We start from the raw sequence: 19860 nt of genomic DNA, 5'->3' as shown, positions 1-19860 counted from the left end.
GGCACCTCCGCGGGGCTGTTTGCCCTGCGGAGGAGCCGCGGACGGGTTACCTCCAATGCGGTGGAGCAGCCCGAGCCAGTGACTATGCGGGAACGGTTGCCCGGAGCTTCCGGCTACCCACCATGACGATGAGACCAAGCAGAAGCAGAGCTGCCGCGAACAGCAACCACAGGCCATTGAAGCCAGTGCTTGCGAGAACGGCCGTTCCAGCCCCCACAGCAACGGCTGCAGAAACCGAGGCCGCATTGGCCTGTGCTGCAGTTCCCGAAGCGATGGCAGACGGCGTCTCACCCGCAGGAGCGGCTGTACCTGGATCGACAAAACCCTGCGAACCGAGCGGCAGGTTCACGACGGGCGGGGTAACGGTCGACGGGTTCACGACGCCGGAAGGCAGACCCGAACCTACCGATGCGCTGCTGACATTGATCGGCAGACCCAAGGGTGCGGTGAGTCCCGTGCCCGAGAGGATGCCGGTGGCCGCCGTCGGTGTGGTGCCGAGCAGACCCAAGGGTGCGGTGAGTCCCGTGCCCGAGAGGATGCCGGTGGCTGCCGTCGGTGTGGTGCCGAGCAGGTTCAGGGGTGCGGTGAGTCCCGTGCCCGAGAGGATGCCGGTCGCTGCCGTCGGTGTGGTGCCGAGCAGGTTGACCGTGGTGTCACCCACGGTGGCTAGTCCGGTCACCGGTGCCGTGACGCCTGCGCCTCCGCTGCCTCCGCTGGTGCCTGCCGGGGTCGTGAGGACGTTGACGGAGGTGTCGCCGACGGTGACAGGAGCGGTTACCGGTGCCGTTACGCCGGTGCCGCCGGTGCCTCCGCTGGTGCCTGCCGGCGTCGTGCTGAGGACGTTGACGGAGGTGTCGCCGACGGTGACAGGAGCGGTTACCGGTGCCGTTACGCCGGTGCCTCCGGTGCCTCCGCTGGCTCCGCTGGTGCCTGCCGGCGTCGTGCTGAGGACGTTGACGGAGGTGTCGCCGACGGTGACAGGTGCGGTTACCGGTGCCGTGACGCCCGTGCCTCCGGTGCCTCCGCCGGTGCCTGCCGGCGTCGTGCTGAGGACGTTGACGGAGGTGTCGCCGACGGTGACAGGAGCGGTTACCGGTGCAGTGACGCCTGCGCCTCCGCTGGCGCCTGCCGGCGTGCTGAGGACGTTGACGGAGGTGTCACCCACGGTGGCTAGTCCGGTCACAGGTGCCGTGACGCCGGTGCCTCCGCCGGTGCCTGCCGGCGTCGTGAGGACGTTGACGGAAGTGTCACCCACGGTGGCCAGTCCGGTCACGGGTGCCGTGATGCCGCTGCCTCCGGTGCCTCCGCTGTTGCCTGCCGGGGTCGTGAGGACGTTGACGGAGGTGTCACCCACGGTGGCTAGTCCGGTCACGGGTGCCGTGACGCCGGTGCCTCCGCCGGTGCCCGTCGGCGCGGTGCCTGCCGGCGTCGTGCTGAGGACGTTGACGGAGGTGTCGCCGACGGTGACAGGAGCAGTTACGGGCGCAGTCGCCTGCGTGCCAGCGGTTGTTCCAGGGGCGGAATTGTCCAGAACTGCCAGTGAAGCGGCTCCGATATTAACAGGGACCGATATCGGAGCCACCACCTGGGTTCCGGACGGGACGGCTGCTCCGCCGGAATTGCTCGCCGGGCCCGGAGCCGGGGCGGGGGCAGGGGAGGTGGTTGCGGCGCTCGAATTTCCAAGAATTGAGAGCGACGTCGACCCGAGGGTCACCGGAGCGGACACCGGTGCAACGACTTGTGTGCCTGAGGCATTGCCTGACGCACTTGTGGTGGTGTCTGCCGCGTTCGCGGCAGTTGCGCCGAGGGCAATCAACCCACCGGCAAAGAGGGTGCCAAGCAGCCCCTTGCGAATCATGCTGTGCATTATGTTTTTCTCCTGAACGTGTAGTTCCCAAAGGCGTCCGCAGGAGCCTGCGTGTACGCCCCGATTGGCCATTTGCCGCCGTCCAGAATTGCCTTCCGGGAGAGCGGCGGGGCGCGGAACTAGTCAGGGGAAGAACCCGGGTCAAACGACACCGGGGCCGGAACTCTGCCGGCAGCAGCTGTGGACACGAGCGTCCCAGTCAAGGGGTAAAACAGAATCGTGCCTTGGAGCCAGGCAGTAGCAGCCCCCGAAGGATTACTGGTGAGGACTGCAGAGCTATTTCCGGCGTCGCTGCCGCCTGGTGTGCCGGGCGGGATTGTCCCGCCCGGCGCGGGCGCTGAAGGTACCTCGGAATTGGTAGCCCGGACTGTCGACGTCGAAAGTGTCCCATCCAGGACCGGCGGCCCGCTGGGGCCAGCGACGTCGAGCATCGGGGCCGCGACATCCTGAGCCGGCGTCGGGGGGGCCACGGCAGCGGGCTCAACAGCAGCGGGTTCCCCTGCAAGAGCTTCGCCCGTTCCGACAGCATCGGGGATTTGGACGGAGGGGACAGTTATCTGAGGGATGGTGACTTGAAGGCTGCCGACCAAGGAACCAACCCTTGCCCCAACGCCGTCAACCGCGCTTGCTGCCGGCGATACAACCCTTGTAGTCACGGCACCGACGGTTCCCTCAGGGACGACTGCGCTGACAACGGGCGTGCTGGCTGCAAGTTGGTCGACGCTCCGGCTCAGCTTGGGAAGTTCGTGCACGGCGACAGCCGGTACCTGTACCGCTGGTGGATGGACCTCGTGGTGCACGACGTTTGACACTGCAGAGCCGGCGCCGCCCGGAAGGTTGTGGTTGTTTGCGCTTCCGGAATCAGCGTTTGCTGCCGTGGAAGAGAGGGCCATCCAAACGACGGCTCCGGCGCCGGCGAGCATGATGGAGCGGAGAATATGAAGAACGCGCGACTTACTTTGCTCAGCTTCCATCTCGACACCCCCCAGCGTCAGCTTGGATCGACGATCGCTCCCATCCTAGGCCTCACTAATTAACTAGTCCAGACGTTGGACGATGGATTTGTCATTTAGTTCAGCGGGCGTCGTTGGCGTACCGGACTCCTAGTTGGGACCGCACGCCGTCGAAGAGGCGCATCGTGCTCAATGAATCGTCCAGGGGCATCACGGGACTTTCGATCAGTCCTTGTTGGACACATCGCGTAACCTCACGCAGTTCGTACGTATAGCCGATCCCCACCGCGTCAAAGCGTTCGATTCGCGGCTCGTCCCAGCCGGTTCGAACCAGAAGCTCGCGTGGATTGTTGATGGACCCCCGCGTCTGGAGGAAACCCTTGGACCCGGCAACGGACGCCGAGCGCGGCCCATGGGCCAGTAACGAAGAGGTCAGTTGGGCAATGGCACCGCCGTCGTAAGCCAGCGTGAGCGCATTCTGCGAGTCGACGCCGTCGTCCGTCAAAGTGCCCACTGCGCTGACCGACTGCGGGAAGCCGAGGGTGCCCAAAGGCCAGAGCAACGCGTATACCGTGAGGTCCAAAAGTGCGCCGCCTCCGTCCGCCGGGGCCCAGATCCGGGCGGCCGGATCATAGGGGGCGGGGAAGCCAAGGTCGGCGCTGACCCACTTGATGTCGCCCAGTTCGCCCGACGCGGCAATGGCGAATGCCCTCTGCATGCTGGGCAGGAATCGACTCCATACGGCTTCCATGAGGAACAATTTCCGTTCCCGGGCCAAAGCGACCAGCTCTGCCGCTTCACGACCGTTGATGGTCAAGGATTTCTCGCACAGAACGTGCTTGCCCGCGTTGAGGGCGTCCCTGACGATCTCGAAGTGCTGGGCGTGCGGAGTAGCCACGTAGACCACATCGACGGCGTCATCGGCGAGCAGCCGCTGGTAGCCGTGCACTCCGCCGTCGTCTCCGTAGGACTTCGTGACCCCGTGCGCGGCAGCAAAGGCGTCGGCGGATTCCTGGCGCCGGGAACTCACTGCGTAGAGGTTTGCGTCCTCGAGCTGGGCGAGGTCGCCGCTCACGGTTTTAGCGATCCCTCCTGTGGCGATAATGCCCCAGTTCAGAGCCCTGCCGGTGGCTGCGCGGGGATCCTGGTTCGGCTGGCTGAACAACCACGGCTTGGCGATATGCAGACTCATGCGGCCTATCCTCTCATTCCGCGCCAGGCGTCATACAGCACACGCTCAAGTCACGAGCCATCCGAATTTCGCCGGCCCTCCTTCCGTTGTTTGGAAAACGTGATCAGGCCCCGGCAGCTACCCTCGGACGCACCGTTTCCTCGCTCAGTTTGCCCTGCTGCAGCCTGAAGCGCCGCTCGGTTTTCTGCGCCAGGCTCCGGTCGTGCGTTACCACCAGAATGGTGGTGTTGTGGTCCCGGCTCAAGGAACTGAGCAATTCGATGATGTGCTCACCGGTCTGCTCATCCAGGTTGCCGGTGGGCTCGTCGGCAAGGATGAGCTTGGGCTCGTTGGCCAGCGCCCGGGCGATCGCAACGCGCTGCTGCTCGCCTCCCGAGAGCTTGTTGATGCGGCGGGACTGTTTTTCGGGATCCAGCTGCACCTGCTCCAGGAGGGACCGAGCCCGTTCCAGGCGGGCAGCCTTCCGCATTCCTGCGAACTCCATGGGCAGCATCACGTTGTCTACTGCCGAGAGGTTGGGAATGAGGTTGAACTGCTGGAAAACGAAGCCGATGTCCCGGCGTCGGTACTCGGTGAGTTTGCCCGCTGGGAGCCCGGCCAGGCTGACCCCATCCACGACGACGTCGCCGCTTGTGGGCTTGTCGAGGGCGCCGAGCAGGGAGAGCAAGGTGCTCTTTCCACTGCCGCTCTTCCCTACGATCGAGGCGAGGGTGCCTTTTTCGAGCTCGAAGCTCACGCCGTTGACGGGCTTGATGGTGCGGTCGCCGGACTTGAACTGGCGGACCAGGTCTTTGACTTCAATCATGGCTATTCTCCTCGTAGGACTTCGATGGGGCGGATGCGGGCTGTGAGCAGCGCTGGTACCAGGGCGCCCACGACGGCGACGCCGAATACCGCGGCAACGCCGGCGGCAATGACGCCGGGGGAGGCGCTCGCCGTGACCGAGGTGAGCAGTTGGGAGGCTCCGCCGAAGGGGTTTCCACCGGGTCCGCCGAAGCCTCCGGCGCCGAAGCCTCCGCCGCCGGGGCCGCGCTGGGTGGTGGCCGCCGTCGAGCTGTTGGAAGTGATTAGTGCCGATGCGATGCCGCCGCTGGCGAAGGAGGCAATCGCAGCGCCAACGACGCTGCCGAGCGCCACGAGGACGAGGGCTTCGAGCACGAACTGCAAGCCGATGGTCCGGTTGCGGGCGCCTATGGCCTTCAGGACTCCGATCTCACGGCGGCGCTCGCGGACCAGCATGACCATGATGAGCAGGATGATCAGGCCGGCCGTGCCAAGGGCTGCAATGAAGGCCACGAGTGAGATGTTCTTGACGCTGTCCAGGGAACTGACTGCGGTTTCGAGGTTCCGCTGGCCCTGCGTCACGTCTGCCTTGCTGGAGCCCAAGGCAGTCTGCAGAGCCGTCTTGGCGGCATCCACGTTCGCCATGCTGTTGACCGTCACCACCATGCTGGAGAGCTCGCCGGGTGTTGCTGCGAGGGCCTGGGCTTCGGCGAGCGTCGTGTATACGGCGTTGTTGCCGAAAGTGGTGCCGGCGTCGAAGATGCCGGCCACCGTGAAGGTCTTACCCGCGATCGTGAACGTTGAGCCGGCCTTGAGGTTGTTCTTTGTCGCGAGGGTAGTTCCGACGAGGGCCTTGGTGCTGGCCGCGGTGTAGTCGCCCAGGCCCGTGCCGCTGGTGATGTTCAAAGCCTTGCCGGCAGTGTCAACCTCGGCTCCGATACCGGTAGCCGTGATGGGCAATGAGAACGACGGCGCGGTGCCGGTGCTTCCCGTGCCCGTGCTTCCCGACCCGGTGTTGCCCGACCCGGTGCTGCCGCCGGTGTTGCGGTTACCGAGCGTGCCGGCGTCGATGGCTGCCTGGAGGTTCGTGGTGACGCTCGTACCGCCGCCCGGGCCGCCGCCCGGTCCCGTCTGCTGCGTCGTGGTGCTGGTGGTCGAGGCCGCTGTTGCGGTCTCCAGCCGCAGCGCCTTGGTGCCCACCACCGAAACGACGTTCGGTACGGCTGCCGCCGTCGCGGTCTGGGCGGTAGTGAGCGGCTCGCCGCCGCCGTCGAATCCCTGTGCCCCGGCGGGGTTCACGGTCAGGACCGTGCCCACGGAGGCATTGAGCTCCTGGACTTTGCCGCCAACGGCCTGGTTGGCCACGAGCATGGCCAGCGCCAGCCCGATCGCGACGGCCAGCACTGCCACTACAGCCGCGGTTCTTATCTTGTTGCGGAAGGCATTGCCTACACTCCGGGCGAGGACGCTCACGATTCTCCTTCTGGACCTGGCCCGCCCCAGCGGCGCGCCTGCTCACCTAAGAGTGCTCACCGCGGCTGTGCGACTGTGCTGCTGAAGCTATGCGGGGCCTGTGAAGAGTTGCGCGACGGCGGATGGAACCGGACACAGCGACGGCGGCCACCCCCATGAATGGGGATGGCCGCCGTCGTTGGTGCTGGAGGAGAACTACTACTTGGTGATCGGGCCGAGGACCGGATCGTCCACGTAGGCCGTCTTCACGTTGTCCTTGGTGACAATGACCGGCGGCAGGAGGTATGCCGGGACGGTCTTGACGCCGTTGTTGTAGGACTTGGTGTCGTTGATTTCAAGCTGCTTGCCGGCCTGCAAGTCCTGGACCATCGTGATGGCGTGCTCAACGAGCTTGCGGGTGTCCTTGTTGATGGTGGAGTACTGCTCGCCGGCCATGATGGACTTGACCGATTCAACTTCGGAGTCCTGGCCGGTGACGACCGGAAGCGGCTTGCCTGCAGCCTTCACCGAGGTCAGGATGGCACGGGCCAGGGTGTCGTTCGGGGACAGCACTCCATCGATCGAGGCGCTGGTGTAGGTTCCTGCAAGCAGCGTGTCCATGCGCTTCTGGGCGTTCTCTGCCTTCCAGCCCTGGGTGACGGCCTGTTCGAACGACTTCTGGCCGGAGACCACCTTGAGGGTTCCGTCGTCGATCTTCGGCTGCAGGATGCTCATGGCGCCGTCGAAGAAGACCTTCGCGTTGGCGTCATCGGGCGAACCGGCGAAGAGCTCGATGTTGTATGGACCGCTCGGCTTCTTGGCCTTGAGCCCGTCCAGGAGTGCCTGGCCTTGCAGCACACCGACCTTGAAGTTGTCGTATGCCACGTAGTAGTCCACGTTGGACGTGTTCAGCAGGAGGCGGTCGTAGGCGATGACCGTCGCACCGGCGTCCTTGGCCTGCTTCAGCTGTGTACCGAGCTGGGCACCGTCGATGGCACCGACAATGATGACCTTGTCGCCCTTGGTGACCATGGCGCTGATCTGATTCTGCTGCTCCGACACGCCGCCGTTGGCGAACTGCACATCCGGCTTGAATCCCGCGCTCGTCAGGCCGTCGTTGAACAGCTTCTCTGCCAACACCCAGTTCTCGCTCGTTTTCTGGGGGAGCGCGACGCCGATCGAGGAGCCTTTCGGAAACGTTTCGGCTGCTCCGCTTGAGGAGCCGCCAGAGCTGCCGGTGTCCGAACGGCCGCAGGCCGTCAGCGCCAGTGCCGCGATCGCAGCTACCGCTGCTGCCTTTCCTGCTTTACCCAACATTCGCATATCTTGGTTCGCTTTCTTTGTTGTGGATGGAACAAGTTGTGAAGCCGGTCAGGCTTCCTTCGAGATGACTTCCCTGGTTGAGGTTGTCTCGTCCGGAGCGATCTCTTCGCTCTTCCGGCCGAAGTTCTTCATCATCATTCCGATGATCGATTTCTTGCCCTGCGTCTTGTTGTAGACGTCGAAGGCAACTGCTGCCAGCAGCACGAGGCCCTTGATGATTTGGGTCAGGTCGGCGCCGACGCCGAGGAGCTGGAGGCCGTTGTTAAGGACAGCCATGACCAGGCCACCAACGATCGAGCCGATAACGGTGCCTACGCCGCCGGTGACTGCGGCGCCACCAATGAAGACTGCGGCAATCGCGTCCAGTTCCCAGCCCACGCCGTCGAACGGCCCCGAGGCGGTGGAGCGGCCGACGAAGATCATGCCGGCGAGCCCGGCGAGGATGGACATGTTCATCATGACCATGAAATTGACCTTCTTGGACTGGACACCCGAAAGTTCTGCCGCGTGGCGGTTTCCGCCTACTGCGTAGATATGGCGGCCAATGACCGTCTTGGCCGAAATAAAGCCATAGATCAGGACCAGCACGGCCAGGATGAGCCCTGGGATGGGGAACGAGGTGCCCGGGCGGCCGGTGGCGAACAAGTACGTGGCGTACAGGATGGCGGCGTTGACCAGCACGAGCTTAGTGATCATCACCCAGGTCTCGGGGACATCCGCACCCAAGGCCTGGGCGGTGCGGCGGTTGCGCAGTTCGCTGAAGATGACGTACGCGACGCCGAGGAGGCCCAGGAGGAGCGTTAGGTTGTTATACCCGGTCTTCGGTCCGACCTCGGGCAGGTAGCCGGAACCGAGGTACTGGAAGTCTTCGGGGACCGGCACGGTGTTGGACTTGCCGACGAACTGGTTGAAACCGCGGAACAGGAGCATGCCGGCCAGTGTGACGATGAACGCCGGAATGCCGACGTACGCAGTCCAGAACCCTTGCCACGTGCCGATGACTGCGCCGAGCAGGAGGCCGAACAGCACGGCCGCGTACCACGGAAGGTGCCAGTCCCTGATGGCCAGCGCCACCGAGATGCCCACGAACGCCGCAACCGAACCTACCGAGAGGTCGATGTGGCCGGCGATGATGACCAGGACCATGCCGATGGCCAGGATCAGGATGTAGGAGTTGCCGTTGAAGAGGTTGATGACGTTGCCAGGGGTCAGGGTGCGGCCCTGGGTGAAGATCTGGAAGAAGATGACGAGTGCAACCAGTGCGAAGATCATGCCGAACTGGCGGGTGTTGCCACCGAATAGCTTCTTGAGCGCGTTCATTGTTTTAGGTCCTTGAGTCCGTTTATTTCTGGAGGTGACCGGGGTCAGGCAGCTTTGCGGCTGGATGTCATGAGCTTCATGAGGCTCTCCTGGCTGGCTTCGTCCTTGTTGAGGACGCCGGTGATGGCGCCTTCGAAAATGGTGTAGATACGGTCTGAGAGGCCCAGCAATTCGGGGAGTTCCGAGGAAATGACGATGACGCCCTTCCCCTGGTTGGCCAGTTGCTGGATGATGCCGTAGATCTCGTACTTGGCGCCTACGTCGATACCGCGCGTCGGTTCATCGAGGATGAGGAGATCCGGGTCCGTGAACATCCACTTGGCGAGCACGACCTTCTGCTGGTTGCCGCCGGAGAGCTTCGATACGCCTTCCTCCACCGACGGGGTCTTGGTGCGAAGCGATTTCCGGTATTGCTCGGCCACCATGAATTCCTTGTTGGTGTCCACAACGATTCCCCGGCTGACCTTCTTGAGGTTTGCGGCCACCGTAGTGGTCTTGATGTCGTCAAGGAGGTTCAGTCCCAGGGTCTTGCGGTCTTCCGTCACGTAGCCGAGGCCGGCGTCGATCGCTTGCCGGACATTGCGCATGACAATCGGCTTTCCATCCTTGTACACCTGCCCCGAGATGAAGCGGCCGTAGGAATGGCCGAAGACCGATCGGGCGAGCTCCGTGCGTCCGGCGCCCATCAGCCCCGCGAACCCGACGATCTCGCCGCGCCGGACATGGAAGTTCGAGTTCTTGCAGACCAGGCGGTCCGGAATTTGCGGGTGCCCGACGTTCCAGTTCTTGACCTCGAAAAAGACCTCGCCGATCTTGGGCGTATGGTCCGGGAACCGGGATTCCAGCGTGCGGCCCACCATGCCTTTGATGATCCGGTCCTCGTCAACGCCGTCTTCCTTCACGTTGAGGGTCTCGATCGACTTGCCGTCGCGGATGATGGTGATCTCATCCGCGATTTGTTCGATTTCGTTGAGCTTGTGGGAAATCATGATGGACGTGATGCCGCGGCCCTTGAGGCCGAGGATGAGGTCGAGCAGGTGCTGGGAATCGGATTCGTTGAGCGCCGCAGTCGGCTCGTCGAGGATCAGCAGCTTGACGGACTTGTTCAGCGCCTTGGCGATTTCCACGAGCTGCTGCTTGCCGACGCCGATTTCCTTGATGGGGGTGTCCGGGTCCTCCCGCAGGCCCACCCTGGCAAGGAGCTCGATGGTCCTCTTGCGGGCTTCAGCCCAATCGATGATGCCGCGACGCACGGGTTCGTTGCCGAGGAAGATGTTTTCCGTGATGGAGAGTTCGGGGATCAGGGCGAGTTCCTGGTGGATGATCACGATGCCGGCCTGCTCGCTGGCGCGGATGTCCTTGAATTGCTGGACCTGGGACTGGTAAACGATGTCGCCGTCGTAGCTACCGTAGGGGTAGACGCCCGAAAGCACCTTCATCAGGGTGGACTTTCCTGCACCGTTTTCGCCGCAGATCGCGTGGATCTCGCCCACCTTGACCCGCAGGCTTACGTCCGAGAGAGCCTTCACCCCGGGAAATTCCTTCGTGATGGACCGCATCTCCAGGAGAACCGGATCCTGTTGCGATGTGGGGGTCGACATTCCTTCGCGCCTCCAATGTTGACGTCGTTGTCGGCCCGCGGATTGGCGAGCCTATCTGATGAGAAAGTAAACTGGATCACACGCCTTGTCGTCAAGACTTGAACGCAAGACGCGGGTAACAGCGTTGTAACGAATTGCTTAGCTTTGTTTGATTCCGGCGTGCTGGAACACCAGCGCGGCGGCTCCAAGAGCCTCCGCCCGGGCGCCCAGCGAAGACATTGCAAGGTGGGTGGTCTCGCCGATCACGGGCACTGCGTGGCGGACAAGACCGCGCCTGATGGGGTCGAGGAGGACGTCGCCGAGACCGGCGAGGGGCCCGCCCACGACGATGACTTCCGGGTTGATGAGGTTGGCCACATTGCCCAAAGCGCGTCCGACGGCGAGTCCGGCGTCGTCCACTACCCGCAAGGTCGCCGGATCCTTTGCGAGGGCATTGCGGACGATGTCCTCCGGCTCGAGGTGCTGGCCCGAACCTTTGCCGAGCAACTCGATCATCGTGGTGGTTGAGGCCATGGTTTCCAAGCATCCACGATTGCCGCACCTGCAGATGGCGCCGTACTCGTGGATGGTCGCGTGGCCGATCTCGCCCGTGATTCCCACAGCCCCGTAGTACGGCGCTCCATTGATGATGAGGCCAGCCCCGATACCCGAACCGATCTTGAGGAACATGAGGTTGCTGATCCCGCTGTGCGGCCCCCATGTGACCTCGGAGAGGGCACCCAGATTGGCGTCGTTGTCAACGTATATGGGCAGATCGAGGGCTTCCTCCAGTCGTTCGAGAATCTGGATGCCCACCCATTCGGGCAGGATGGCACCCTGGGCCACGGTGCCGGAACGGCGGTCGATGGGGCCCGCTATACCGGCGCCCGCGCCAACTACCGCGCTTCGGTCAACCCCGCTTTCGAGCAGGAGTTTGTCCAGGAGGGCGACGGCGGCGCTGATGCCCTGTTCGGCGTGGTGGCCAAGGGGCAGCGTGACGGTTTCCTCGACGATGATGTGGTAGCCCAGGGAGGCCAGGACTACCCGCAGGTGGCGCCGGCCAAAATCGATACCGACGGCGACCGCGCCGTTGCTGTTGAGCCTGACGTTCAGTGCCCGGCGTCCGGAGCTTGTGATCGGTTCGGTGGAGACGAGTCCCGCGTCCTGCATGATCTTGACGATGTTGGACACCGTTGCTGTGGAAAGACCGGTCTGCCTGGCGAGTTCAGCCTGGGTGGCTGGGCCGCTCAGCAGGCATTCGATGAGCCGCTGCTGGTTCAGGTGGCGCAGCGCTGATTGAGAACCGGGGTTCTTGCGGTGGCTCTTCATCGGGCTGGATGTTGCGGGCATGTCATGAAGCGTGCCTCAAATCACAGTTGCAGTCAAGAAGTTAACGCAACGCGAGGAACTTGCGTCGGCATCATGAACTTACCGCTGATTTGTACGATCCATCCCCGGCGGGCTGCCCGCAGGTCCTTTTGTCCTGTGGGACCGGCCTGTGGCTGGCTAGGCTGGAACCACGAGTAACCCCGGGCTTGTGTCCCATGAACGCCCGACGGGGGATGCAAGGTGCTATTGAGGTGGTAATGATGCTGCTGTCCGTTCTGCAGGCCAACGCTGTTGTCCTGGACATCGACGCCAATCTGAAGACGATCGATGCTGCGGCACAGCGCGCTGCCGCGGCCGGGTCCGGCTTGCTGCTGACCCCCGAACTCTTCCCTGTAGGGTACGCGCCGCTGAGGCTGCACTCGGAGCTGGACCCTGCGGTTCTTCCAGGTATCCGGGGCCGCCTTGCCGACATCGCCCGCACGCACGGAATCGGACTCGTTTACAGCCTTCCCGCGCCGGCCGCCGATGGCGGCTGGCATATCTCCGCCACCCTTCTGGATGCACACGGAACCGCGCTTCTGGACTACGACAAGGTGCACCTTTTCGGCGAGGAGGAGCGAAAGGCGTTCGCCGCCGCCCAAGCGGCTCCCGGCGTCGTCGACTTCAACGGGGTCAAGACGTCGCTGCTGATTTGCTACGACGTCGAGTTTCCCGAAAGTGTCCGCGCCGCGGCCACGCGGGGCGCTGAACTCCTGCTGGTTCCCACTGCCCTGTCCGCGGGCTTCGACGCCGTGCCGCAGGTCCTGATCCGGGCCCGGGCCCTGGAGAGCCAACTCAACGTGGCCTATGCAAACCACAGCGGCCACGAGGACGGCTGTGACTTCCTTGGCGGAAGCGTGGTGGCCGGTCCGGACGGTTCATTGCTCGCTGCCGCCGGGGATGGTGCGGCATTGCTGTTCGCCCAGATCTCCACGGAAAGCGTCAAGGCGGCCCGTGAACAGGTGCCGTACCTGAAGGAGCGGCGCCCGGAGCTGTACCGCGAGTGGGACGATTAGGCTCCACGAGGTTGAGGGTTGGAATCCATGGGGTGGAACGGTAGCTCAGCAGTTGGTCCCGGGCGCTCGTAAGCTAACCGGCCGAGCCCACACGCGGATTCCGAGAATGAGGCTGCGTCCGTCGCCGAAGAATGGCAGAAGGAAGACTGCATGCAACAGGAACCAGCACTGGAGGAATGAGCCGGGTGCGAGCAGGGCAATCAGCGCCCCGACCAAGCAGGATGCACTCGGACCTAGTGTCGCCACGACTGCGATCTGCCACCCGCAGAGACGCCCGACGGGAATGAGGGAAAAACGAAGGACTCCGGCAGATACCACGATGTCCGAAACCCCATGAAACAGCCTCATGCCTGCAACATGGGACCACTCGTGCACCAGAAAACCGCCCAGAAGGAATAGTGCATGCACAAGGAGCCACAGGCCGGCCTGGAAAAGGATCGGATCAGCCGTGATGGCGGCCAGGAAGGTACACGCAGTGAAGCTGAGAACCACCGCGGCAAGTGGCCATCTGCATGACCCGATGAGTTCCTTGGCTATCAGGCCGACGGTCGCATCCGGGAGGGTGATCTCGCGAACGCTCAACCCTGGCTTGCTCGCAGGAGTCGCTTCTTGTGGAGCTTGAGTCGTTCCAGGACTGCAGCAACGGCAACATAGAAAACCAGGCATGCCGCGAAGACCAAAGCGATGGGCGCGCCGTTCGATACCCCGATTTCCAATGCGGTCGCTCCGTCGGCCTGTTCATGAGGCTCGAAGAAGAGCGCGCCGAACAGCCCAAACTTCCTGACTCCTATTTCTGACGCTGAGAACATCGTGGTGATGAAACTCGTGACAACGACGATCATGGTGACAACAAAAGAGACTGTCAGCCCGGCAATGAATCTAAGCAGCCACTTCATGGCGCGCAATCCTCTCCATTCTTCGCATACCCAGGATGCTGTAAAAGACGACGAGTAAGTTAAGGGCGGCAAAAATTGCCGCACTGATAATTGGATCAAAGTTAAAGACGTTCAAACCAAGCGCCACAATCATGACGACTATCATCGTTAGCAAGACACCGATGATGACCGTGAATGGGTTTCCCTTCTCGGGAGGGAAAGCGATGCCAACAAGGGTTGATATGAGAATGTTGCTCAAGCAGAATCCGAGCACCGGCAGGCAGGCTTCAAACGAAACTCTCTGGGCCACGGAAATCGTGACGACTGGAATACCCACAACCATCAGGAGGACGCCTTGCGAGCCCACGAGGCGCAAGTAGTTCGCAACAGTGCGGCCCGGATAAGTGACCATGCGTCGGAGAGGTTCCGAGTTCGAAAATGCATAGACTCCCTGAAACGTTATGAGAGCAAGGGCGTAGGGTGGCAACACCAGATGCTCGAACCAGGCGAAGACCGAATAGATGATGATAAAAGAGACAGCCACCATTGTTTCGAAACTTCGAAACAAGACCAGAAGGTAAACGCCGAACTTACTCCCTGCCAAGCGTGAAGGCAGAAAGGCGAAGAAACGACGCATCGGAACGTAGTTCCTGGGCGCGATCGCCACTATTGCCGGAATTAGGGCTGCTGATGTCGTAAGCAGCACTAAAATGGAAAACCAGAGCCCGACGTCTTCCTGCAGCTTCGCGTAGAGCAACACTGGTGCATTGTAGTCGCGCCCGAATACGTAGCTTTCGGCGATCTGGCTGCTCTGCTCGTTGGTTTGAGGAAAGGCCACGGCCAGCCCGAGAGCCAGCACCATCGGGACTACCAGACCGCGGAGTCGGGCAATCCTGAGGGCCTGTAGACCACGTTCAAGGAGATAGTAGCCGAGGCTCAGAAGTAGGTACGTTGAAATAGCTGGAAACCAGACGGACGCCAGAACCCTCGGAATGTAATCAGTTCCCTCGATCAGCACAGTTGAAATGGAAAATGCACCGAAAACGAGCAAGGTCATAAGGAGAACGAGGGACGACTCAAAGAGAGCAAATGCCATCGTCCTTTCCTTGTTGGTCACTGGCAGATTAAAGGAGAGCTTCAGAAGCTCATCTGCCTTCATGAACAGCACCCGGATCAGTGTGTACGCGATAAGTACCCAGAATCCGACGGATGCGTTGGCGAAGAGAAGAACAGGCTCAAGCAGGCCGGTTCCACCGAGATACTGGCGGATGACCACATAGCTCAACACGTTGAATCCGGCGAACGCGGCAACGAGCAGGAATATGGCTGAAAGCCTGGCAGCCGGGCTCGCCAGCAGGCCTCGTCCCAGGACGCGTCTCACGATGAAGAGCCAGAATAATCGAAACAACAGAACTACGCTTTTGACGCGCATTTATGACGGTTCCATTGCTTGGATGAATTCGTTGGCAAGGTCAGCTATCGTGCCGTGATCTTGGATGATTTTCCGGACCGGAGCCTGAACCACAAGGGCCCCTTGGACGAGAAGTGCCAGCTCGTCAGCGACGTGCTCCAACATGGTGAAGTCATGGCTGCACAGCAGAACTGAGCGGCCTTCTTTGGCGAGATTCCGGATATCGCGCTCGAAGAGGTTGATCGCATCGATGTCGACGCCATTGAGGGTCTCATCGATTACGGTAAACCTTCGCCGGAGCATGAACGCGGCGATGAGTTGCAACTTCTTCCTCATGCCGTGTGAGTAGTCTTCGATCAAGTCGCGCTGCCTGTCGCGCATCGAGTACCTGGCGAATTGCGTCCTCAGTGCCTCTTGATCCATGGGTTCTCCATAGAGCCCGTGCATGAAACGCACGTATTCTTCCCCTGTGAGGAACTCGGGGAGGTAATCATTGCTCGACAAGTAGATCGAAGACATCTTGGCGCTGCGGCTCTGACTACTGTCTGACCCGATGTGGACGCGCCCGCTTTGAAGTTGGAGCAGATCCAGGATGACCTTTATCAGGGTGGACTTTCCAGACCCGTTGGGACCAATGAGGCCCATGACCTGTTCCTCGGCGATCGTGAACGAGACATCATGAAGCACTTGGCTTCTGGAGTTGTAGGCGTAGTTGACGTTGGCAACACTGAGAGTCATGAGGCGAATGGTAGGCCGCGAAAACCGCGTCTCAGTGGTCAATCGGCGAAATTAAGTGGTGGAACGGGGCAAAATACGTGCAAAATCGACGTTTCTCCGTGTGCCTGCGGCCCTGTCTACGTGTTTCGCAAGCACACTTGTAGACGGTGCCGCAGCCAGGAAACACCGAGACTAGCCGTCCCCTCCGCCCACCAGACCGTCCGTGTACTGAAGCGCGATCCAACGCTCCGCCCGCACTTGTCCGGGGCAACGCCGGGGCGCTGGACCTGGTGATGGCGTCGTCGTCAACTTCGTCGCGGATTCAAACAAAAGTGATAGTTGTATATCGATTGCCCCGGATTGCAGCTAGCGTAAGGAGAGACGACGTGGGGATCGTCCCCTTGTGTCGCTTCGTCAGGGAGCCGATATGAAACTGAAATGGCGCACGTTGACACCGGTTCGGGCGGCGAAGAAATCTCCGCTTCAGCCGGTTGCCTTGATGGCGCTCGTTCCTGAGTCGGCGACGACCGCCCAGGATGGAGTGGTCGTCCACCGAGCTGTTTGGTGCAACCGCCCAGTACGCCGATAACCGTGGCCAGTGTGTCGGGCTTTCATTCTGGGGTATCTACCCGGCGATCGGCTGGAACCCATTTCCATATACCGGCCCTCAGTGTCGGTAGCAGCTCGGACCTGAACGGTTAGCATCATGAATATGTCCCTCAAACAGGAACGACGCATTTTGTTTACTGTATGGGCTGTCGCTGTTGTCGCGGGCGTGATTGGAGGCCCTTTCCTTGCCACGCTAACGGGCCAGCCCGTCTGGGTATTTCTCGGTCTGTTAGTCCTGGCGGTCCTATTGGGCTTTTGGCATAGCAGTTTTCGCCGGCGCTCGCAGAGACCCTGATAAGGAAACCGCAGCGAGGGAAGTTTCTCAACAGCTATTGCAGAGCCTAGGATGCGATCTGTCGCTTCAGTAGCCGTCCCCTGCGCCCACCAAGCCGTCCGTGTACTGAAGCGCGATCCAAAGCTCCGCCCGCACCTGGGCCTGGTTCAGGTCGGTATCGAGGAGTTCGGCGAGCAGGCCGATCTGGCGGCGCACGCTGTTGCGGTGCAGCCCCAGCAGTTTGGCGGAGGCGTCCCAGCTGCCGTTTTCGCTTAGCCAGCCCCGGAGCACTGCCAAGAGCGGATCTCGCCGATCGGCTTCCAAGGCGAGTACCGGTTCAAGGAGCCTCGCGGCCAGCATGGAGCCGGCCTCGCGCCCCAGGAGCCCGGTGACGGACCACGTCACCTCGTCGACGCGGGCGCTCCGTCCGCTGGACTGGACCCGTGAACGGAGCGACGTCACCCGCTGATGCGCTGCGGCAAGCCCGGTCAGCTCCGTCGGGTCTCCGATGACGAGCCGCCAACCGAGCTTTTCGACGTCGGCCAGAAGCGCGTCGTCCACCTTCAAACGAGTGATCGCAGCGAATCCGTAATCGGTGATCTCCACCAGCTTGGTGTCGAAAAGGCGCCGCCACTGCAATAGCTCACGCACCGGGCTGTCGCCCGCGGGCCACTCAGGCGAGTCCACCTTGATGCCCTGGACCACGCGCAGGGGAGCGGATCGCGTAGAGGACAAGCTCTGGGCGAGGAGGTCCTTAAGTCCGTTGACGTGCCGGGTCCCGCCGGTGGCAACGCTTTCAGGGTGCAGCAACAACGCCGTCGCCAATTGGCTCGGCGCGAGCGAGCCGCTGGTCCGTTGGCGGACGAGCAATTCCAGCAACCCCACCACTGACTGAACCACGCTGTTCTGGGCGGGAGTCAGCGCGGCGTCCGAGCCCAGGATCAGGGCGCCCAGGTTGGCGTCCTTGGTGCTCCGCAACGGGTGGCCGAAAACCATCGCCGATCCCGGCTGCTCAAAGCCGTCCACCTCAACCCGCGGCCCGCTGCCGGAAAGGAGCCGTTCGAGCATGGGCTCCAGGAGCGAATGCTCGACGCCGGTGCTGCCGCCGGCAGCGTGGGCGCGCGCACGTACCCGCCCGTCCGCTCCGACGAGGAGTGCCCAGACGGGCACCTTCTGGACCAATGCGGCGAGCAGTTCGTGTTCCGGCCGCGGGGAGAGGACTGCCCGCATGAGGTGCCTGTTGGTGTCTGCGAGCTGGCGGAAGACCTTCGCGTTGTCCGATTCCAGGAGCTGGGAGAACTCGAGCCCAATCGCGGCGAACGGGATGGACTCCGGGATCTCGATCAAGGTGAGCCGATGCCGCCGGCACGCCTCGAGCAGCTCGGCCGGGACGGCGTCGAAATACGGCCTGATCCCGAACCCCAGCGCCGCCACCTTGGCCCCTACCAGCCGTTTCACATAGGCGTCGACGTTCTCTTGCGAGCCGCCGTCGCCAAGGAAAGGGAGCCCCGCGGTCAGCAGGAACTCCCCGTCCGGCAGGTAGGGGGTGGGATCGTCCAGTTCGCTGGGTTCGACCCAGCGCAGCAGCTCCCCGCCGCTGCCGCCGTCGTGGAGTATCTCCAACTCGGGCGGCAGCTGCTTCAGGAACTGCTCAAGCGTGACGAAGCTCAGGCGGCCAGGGGTCGGCTCAGGCGACATCGCTCGGGGCCTCCTGGTAATCGGGGCACTCGTAGGCACTGGACTCGTACACGCGGGGGAGCCTTGGTGCTATCCGGTTGATGATCTCGTCACCATGGCTTCCGATGGCGGCGCCCCAATCGTCGGCGCTCGCAGCCCCTCCGGCCGGATCGCCGAACAGGACCGCCGTGTCACCGACCTCGATCCCGGACGCATCCGGCCCCAGGTCCACCATGAACTGGTCCATGCACACCTTGCCGATCACGGGGACTTTCCGCCCGGCGATCTGGACCAGGCTCCGGCCGCTGATGCCCTTGGGGATGCCGTCGGCGTAACCCAGGGGGATGAGTCCGAGATAGCGCGGCTCGTGCGTGATGGCCTGGTGTTCGTAGCTGACGCCAGTCCCTGCCGGAACCTTCTTGACCATGACGAGCGGTGCGGTGACGCTCAAGGCGGGGCGCAGTCCGAAGTCGGCCGGATCCAGGTGGTCCGCCGGGGCCAATCCGTAGATCGCCAGTCCGGCGCGGACCATATCGAAATGGAATTCGGGCCGGTCCAGGATGTTTGCAGAGCTCGACACGTGCCGCAGCTGCGGGTCCAGGCCGGCAGCGCGCGCTTCGCGAACGGCGTCTTCGAACTCCGCCACGGCTGCAGCGTTTCCGGGGTGGGCGGGAACATCGGCCCAGGCCAAGTGGGTCCAGATGCCGCGGACCAGGACCGTGCCGTCCTGCTCGGCCTTGCGTGCCTGGGCCACGAGTTCGGACCAGTCTTCCTTCCGCGCTCCGCCGCGGCTGAGGCCGGTGTCCAGCTCCAGGTGCACGACGGCGGGGCGGCCCAATTGCCTCGCGATCCCGGCCAGGACCTCAAGTTGACCGACGCTCCCAAGCGAAACGTCGACGTCGTACTCGAGTGCCTCACGGATGGTCGCGCTGGTCTGGGATGCCAGATACAGCCACGAAAGGACCGGCACGGCGATGCCCGCCTGGCGCAAGGTGATGGCTTCGCTCAACTGGGCGGTTCCCAGCCAATCGGCTCCTGCCGCCACCGCGGTGCGGGCAACATCCACGAGGCCGTGACCGTAGCCGTTCCCTTTGACGACAGCCATGAAATGCGGCGCGTCGGTGCGCTTCCTGAGGGCTTTGATGTTGTCTGAAATCGCAGATAGGTCAACGCTGACCTGCCCGGAAAGTGCCGCTTCCGGCGTCGGTTCTGATTGTGCAATACGTCTCATGGTTGACCACTATAGGTCATTTTGCACCGCCGTGAGAGCTGGCTCACAGGCTTACGGTAGTCAGGGGAAACCGCCAACTACTCTGAAGGGACGTCAACGGTGACTGTGCCTACCTCCACCCAGACCAAGCCAACGCACGCCACGAATGCAGATCCCGGCAACGCCACCCGCCGCCCGGGGCTCGGCTCGCAGCTGCTGCGCCGCAAGCCGAT

Annotated in this window: 16 protein-coding genes; 1 reads left to right on the top strand and 15 read right to left on the bottom strand. The window is 62.7% G+C overall.

Annotated features, from left to right (window positions below; genetic code table 11):
• Window positions 1-82: 82 nt before the first annotated feature.
• The 9 genes from AB0O52_RS13725 to AB0O52_RS13685 form a co-directional block, all read right to left on the bottom strand.
• Entirely contained in the window at window positions 83-1867 is a 1785-nt protein-coding gene (locus AB0O52_RS13725) for a hypothetical protein (RefSeq protein WP_364538393.1), read from the bottom strand.
• Window positions 1868-1986: 119 nt separating this feature from the next.
• On the bottom strand, window positions 1987-2841 hold the full coding sequence (locus tag AB0O52_RS13720) for a hypothetical protein (protein ID WP_364538391.1): 855 nt from the start codon (window positions 2839-2841) through the stop codon (window positions 1987-1989).
• 100 nt (window positions 2842-2941) lie between these two features.
• Window positions 2942-4012: a Gfo/Idh/MocA family oxidoreductase gene (locus tag AB0O52_RS13715; protein WP_364538389.1), complete on the bottom strand. Its 1071-nt coding sequence runs from the start codon at window positions 4010-4012 to the stop codon at window positions 2942-2944.
• A gap of 103 nt (window positions 4013-4115) precedes the next feature.
• Window positions 4116-4817, bottom strand: coding sequence for an ABC transporter ATP-binding protein (locus tag AB0O52_RS13710; protein WP_269993131.1), 702 nt, complete (start codon window positions 4815-4817; stop codon window positions 4116-4118).
• Between the two features lie 2 nt (window positions 4818-4819).
• Window positions 4820-6268, bottom strand: a complete 1449-nt coding sequence (locus AB0O52_RS13705) for an FtsX-like permease family protein (protein WP_364538387.1) — start codon at window positions 6266-6268, stop codon at window positions 4820-4822.
• Window positions 6269-6466: 198 nt separating this feature from the next.
• Entirely contained in the window at window positions 6467-7570 is a 1104-nt protein-coding gene (locus tag AB0O52_RS13700) for a sugar-binding protein (RefSeq protein WP_364538385.1), read from the bottom strand.
• 48 nt (window positions 7571-7618) lie between these two features.
• Window positions 7619-8890: a multiple monosaccharide ABC transporter permease gene (gene mmsB / locus AB0O52_RS13695; protein ID WP_364538383.1), complete on the bottom strand. Its 1272-nt coding sequence runs from the start codon at window positions 8888-8890 to the stop codon at window positions 7619-7621.
• A gap of 44 nt (window positions 8891-8934) precedes the next feature.
• Window positions 8935-10491: a multiple monosaccharide ABC transporter ATP-binding protein gene (gene mmsA, locus AB0O52_RS13690; protein WP_364538381.1), complete on the bottom strand. Its 1557-nt coding sequence runs from the start codon at window positions 10489-10491 to the stop codon at window positions 8935-8937.
• Window positions 10492-10629: 138 nt separating this feature from the next.
• On the bottom strand, window positions 10630-11820 hold the full coding sequence (locus AB0O52_RS13685; RefSeq protein WP_364538379.1) for an ROK family transcriptional regulator: 1191 nt from the start codon (window positions 11818-11820) through the stop codon (window positions 10630-10632).
• Between the two features lie 236 nt (window positions 11821-12056).
• Between AB0O52_RS13685 and AB0O52_RS13680 the strand changes: the two genes are divergently transcribed.
• Entirely contained in the window at window positions 12057-12854 is a 798-nt protein-coding gene (locus AB0O52_RS13680) for a nitrilase-related carbon-nitrogen hydrolase (RefSeq protein WP_364538377.1), read from the top strand.
• Between the two features lie 45 nt (window positions 12855-12899).
• Here AB0O52_RS13680 and AB0O52_RS13675 read toward each other — a convergent pair whose 3' ends face one another.
• The 6 genes from AB0O52_RS13675 to alr all read right to left on the bottom strand — a co-directional run bounded on the left by AB0O52_RS13675 (window position 12900) and on the right by alr (window position 19648).
• Complete coding sequence (locus AB0O52_RS13675; RefSeq protein WP_364538375.1) at window positions 12900-13436, bottom strand: hypothetical protein; 537 nt, start codon at window positions 13434-13436, stop codon at window positions 12900-12902.
• On the bottom strand, window positions 13433-13750 hold the full coding sequence (locus tag AB0O52_RS13670) for a hypothetical protein (RefSeq protein ID WP_364538373.1): 318 nt from the start codon (window positions 13748-13750) through the stop codon (window positions 13433-13435). The genes AB0O52_RS13675 and AB0O52_RS13670 overlap by 4 nt, the downstream gene beginning before the upstream one ends.
• The gene (locus tag AB0O52_RS13665) at window positions 13734-15161 is read right to left on the bottom strand and encodes a hypothetical protein (protein ID WP_364538371.1); all 1428 of its coding nucleotides are present in this window, start codon (window positions 15159-15161) and stop codon (window positions 13734-13736) included. The genes AB0O52_RS13670 and AB0O52_RS13665 overlap by 17 nt, the downstream gene beginning before the upstream one ends.
• On the bottom strand, window positions 15162-15878 hold the full coding sequence (locus AB0O52_RS13660) for an ABC transporter ATP-binding protein (protein ID WP_364538369.1): 717 nt from the start codon (window positions 15876-15878) through the stop codon (window positions 15162-15164).
• A gap of 949 nt (window positions 15879-16827) precedes the next feature.
• Complete coding sequence (locus AB0O52_RS13655) at window positions 16828-18438, bottom strand: PucR family transcriptional regulator (RefSeq protein ID WP_364538367.1); 1611 nt, start codon at window positions 18436-18438, stop codon at window positions 16828-16830.
• Window positions 18428-19648: an alanine racemase gene (gene alr / locus AB0O52_RS13650; protein WP_364538365.1), complete on the bottom strand. Its 1221-nt coding sequence runs from the start codon at window positions 19646-19648 to the stop codon at window positions 18428-18430. Before alr ends, AB0O52_RS13655 begins: the two co-directional genes overlap by 11 nt.
• Between the last annotated feature and the right edge of the window lie 212 nt (window positions 19649-19860).

It is taken from the genome of Arthrobacter sp. NPDC080073, assembly GCF_040686575.1.
Taxonomy (GTDB): domain Bacteria; phylum Actinomycetota; class Actinomycetes; order Actinomycetales; family Micrococcaceae; genus Arthrobacter.
The sequence above is the reverse complement of the archived record's forward strand: the minus strand, read 5'-3'. Positions and strand labels throughout refer to the sequence as shown.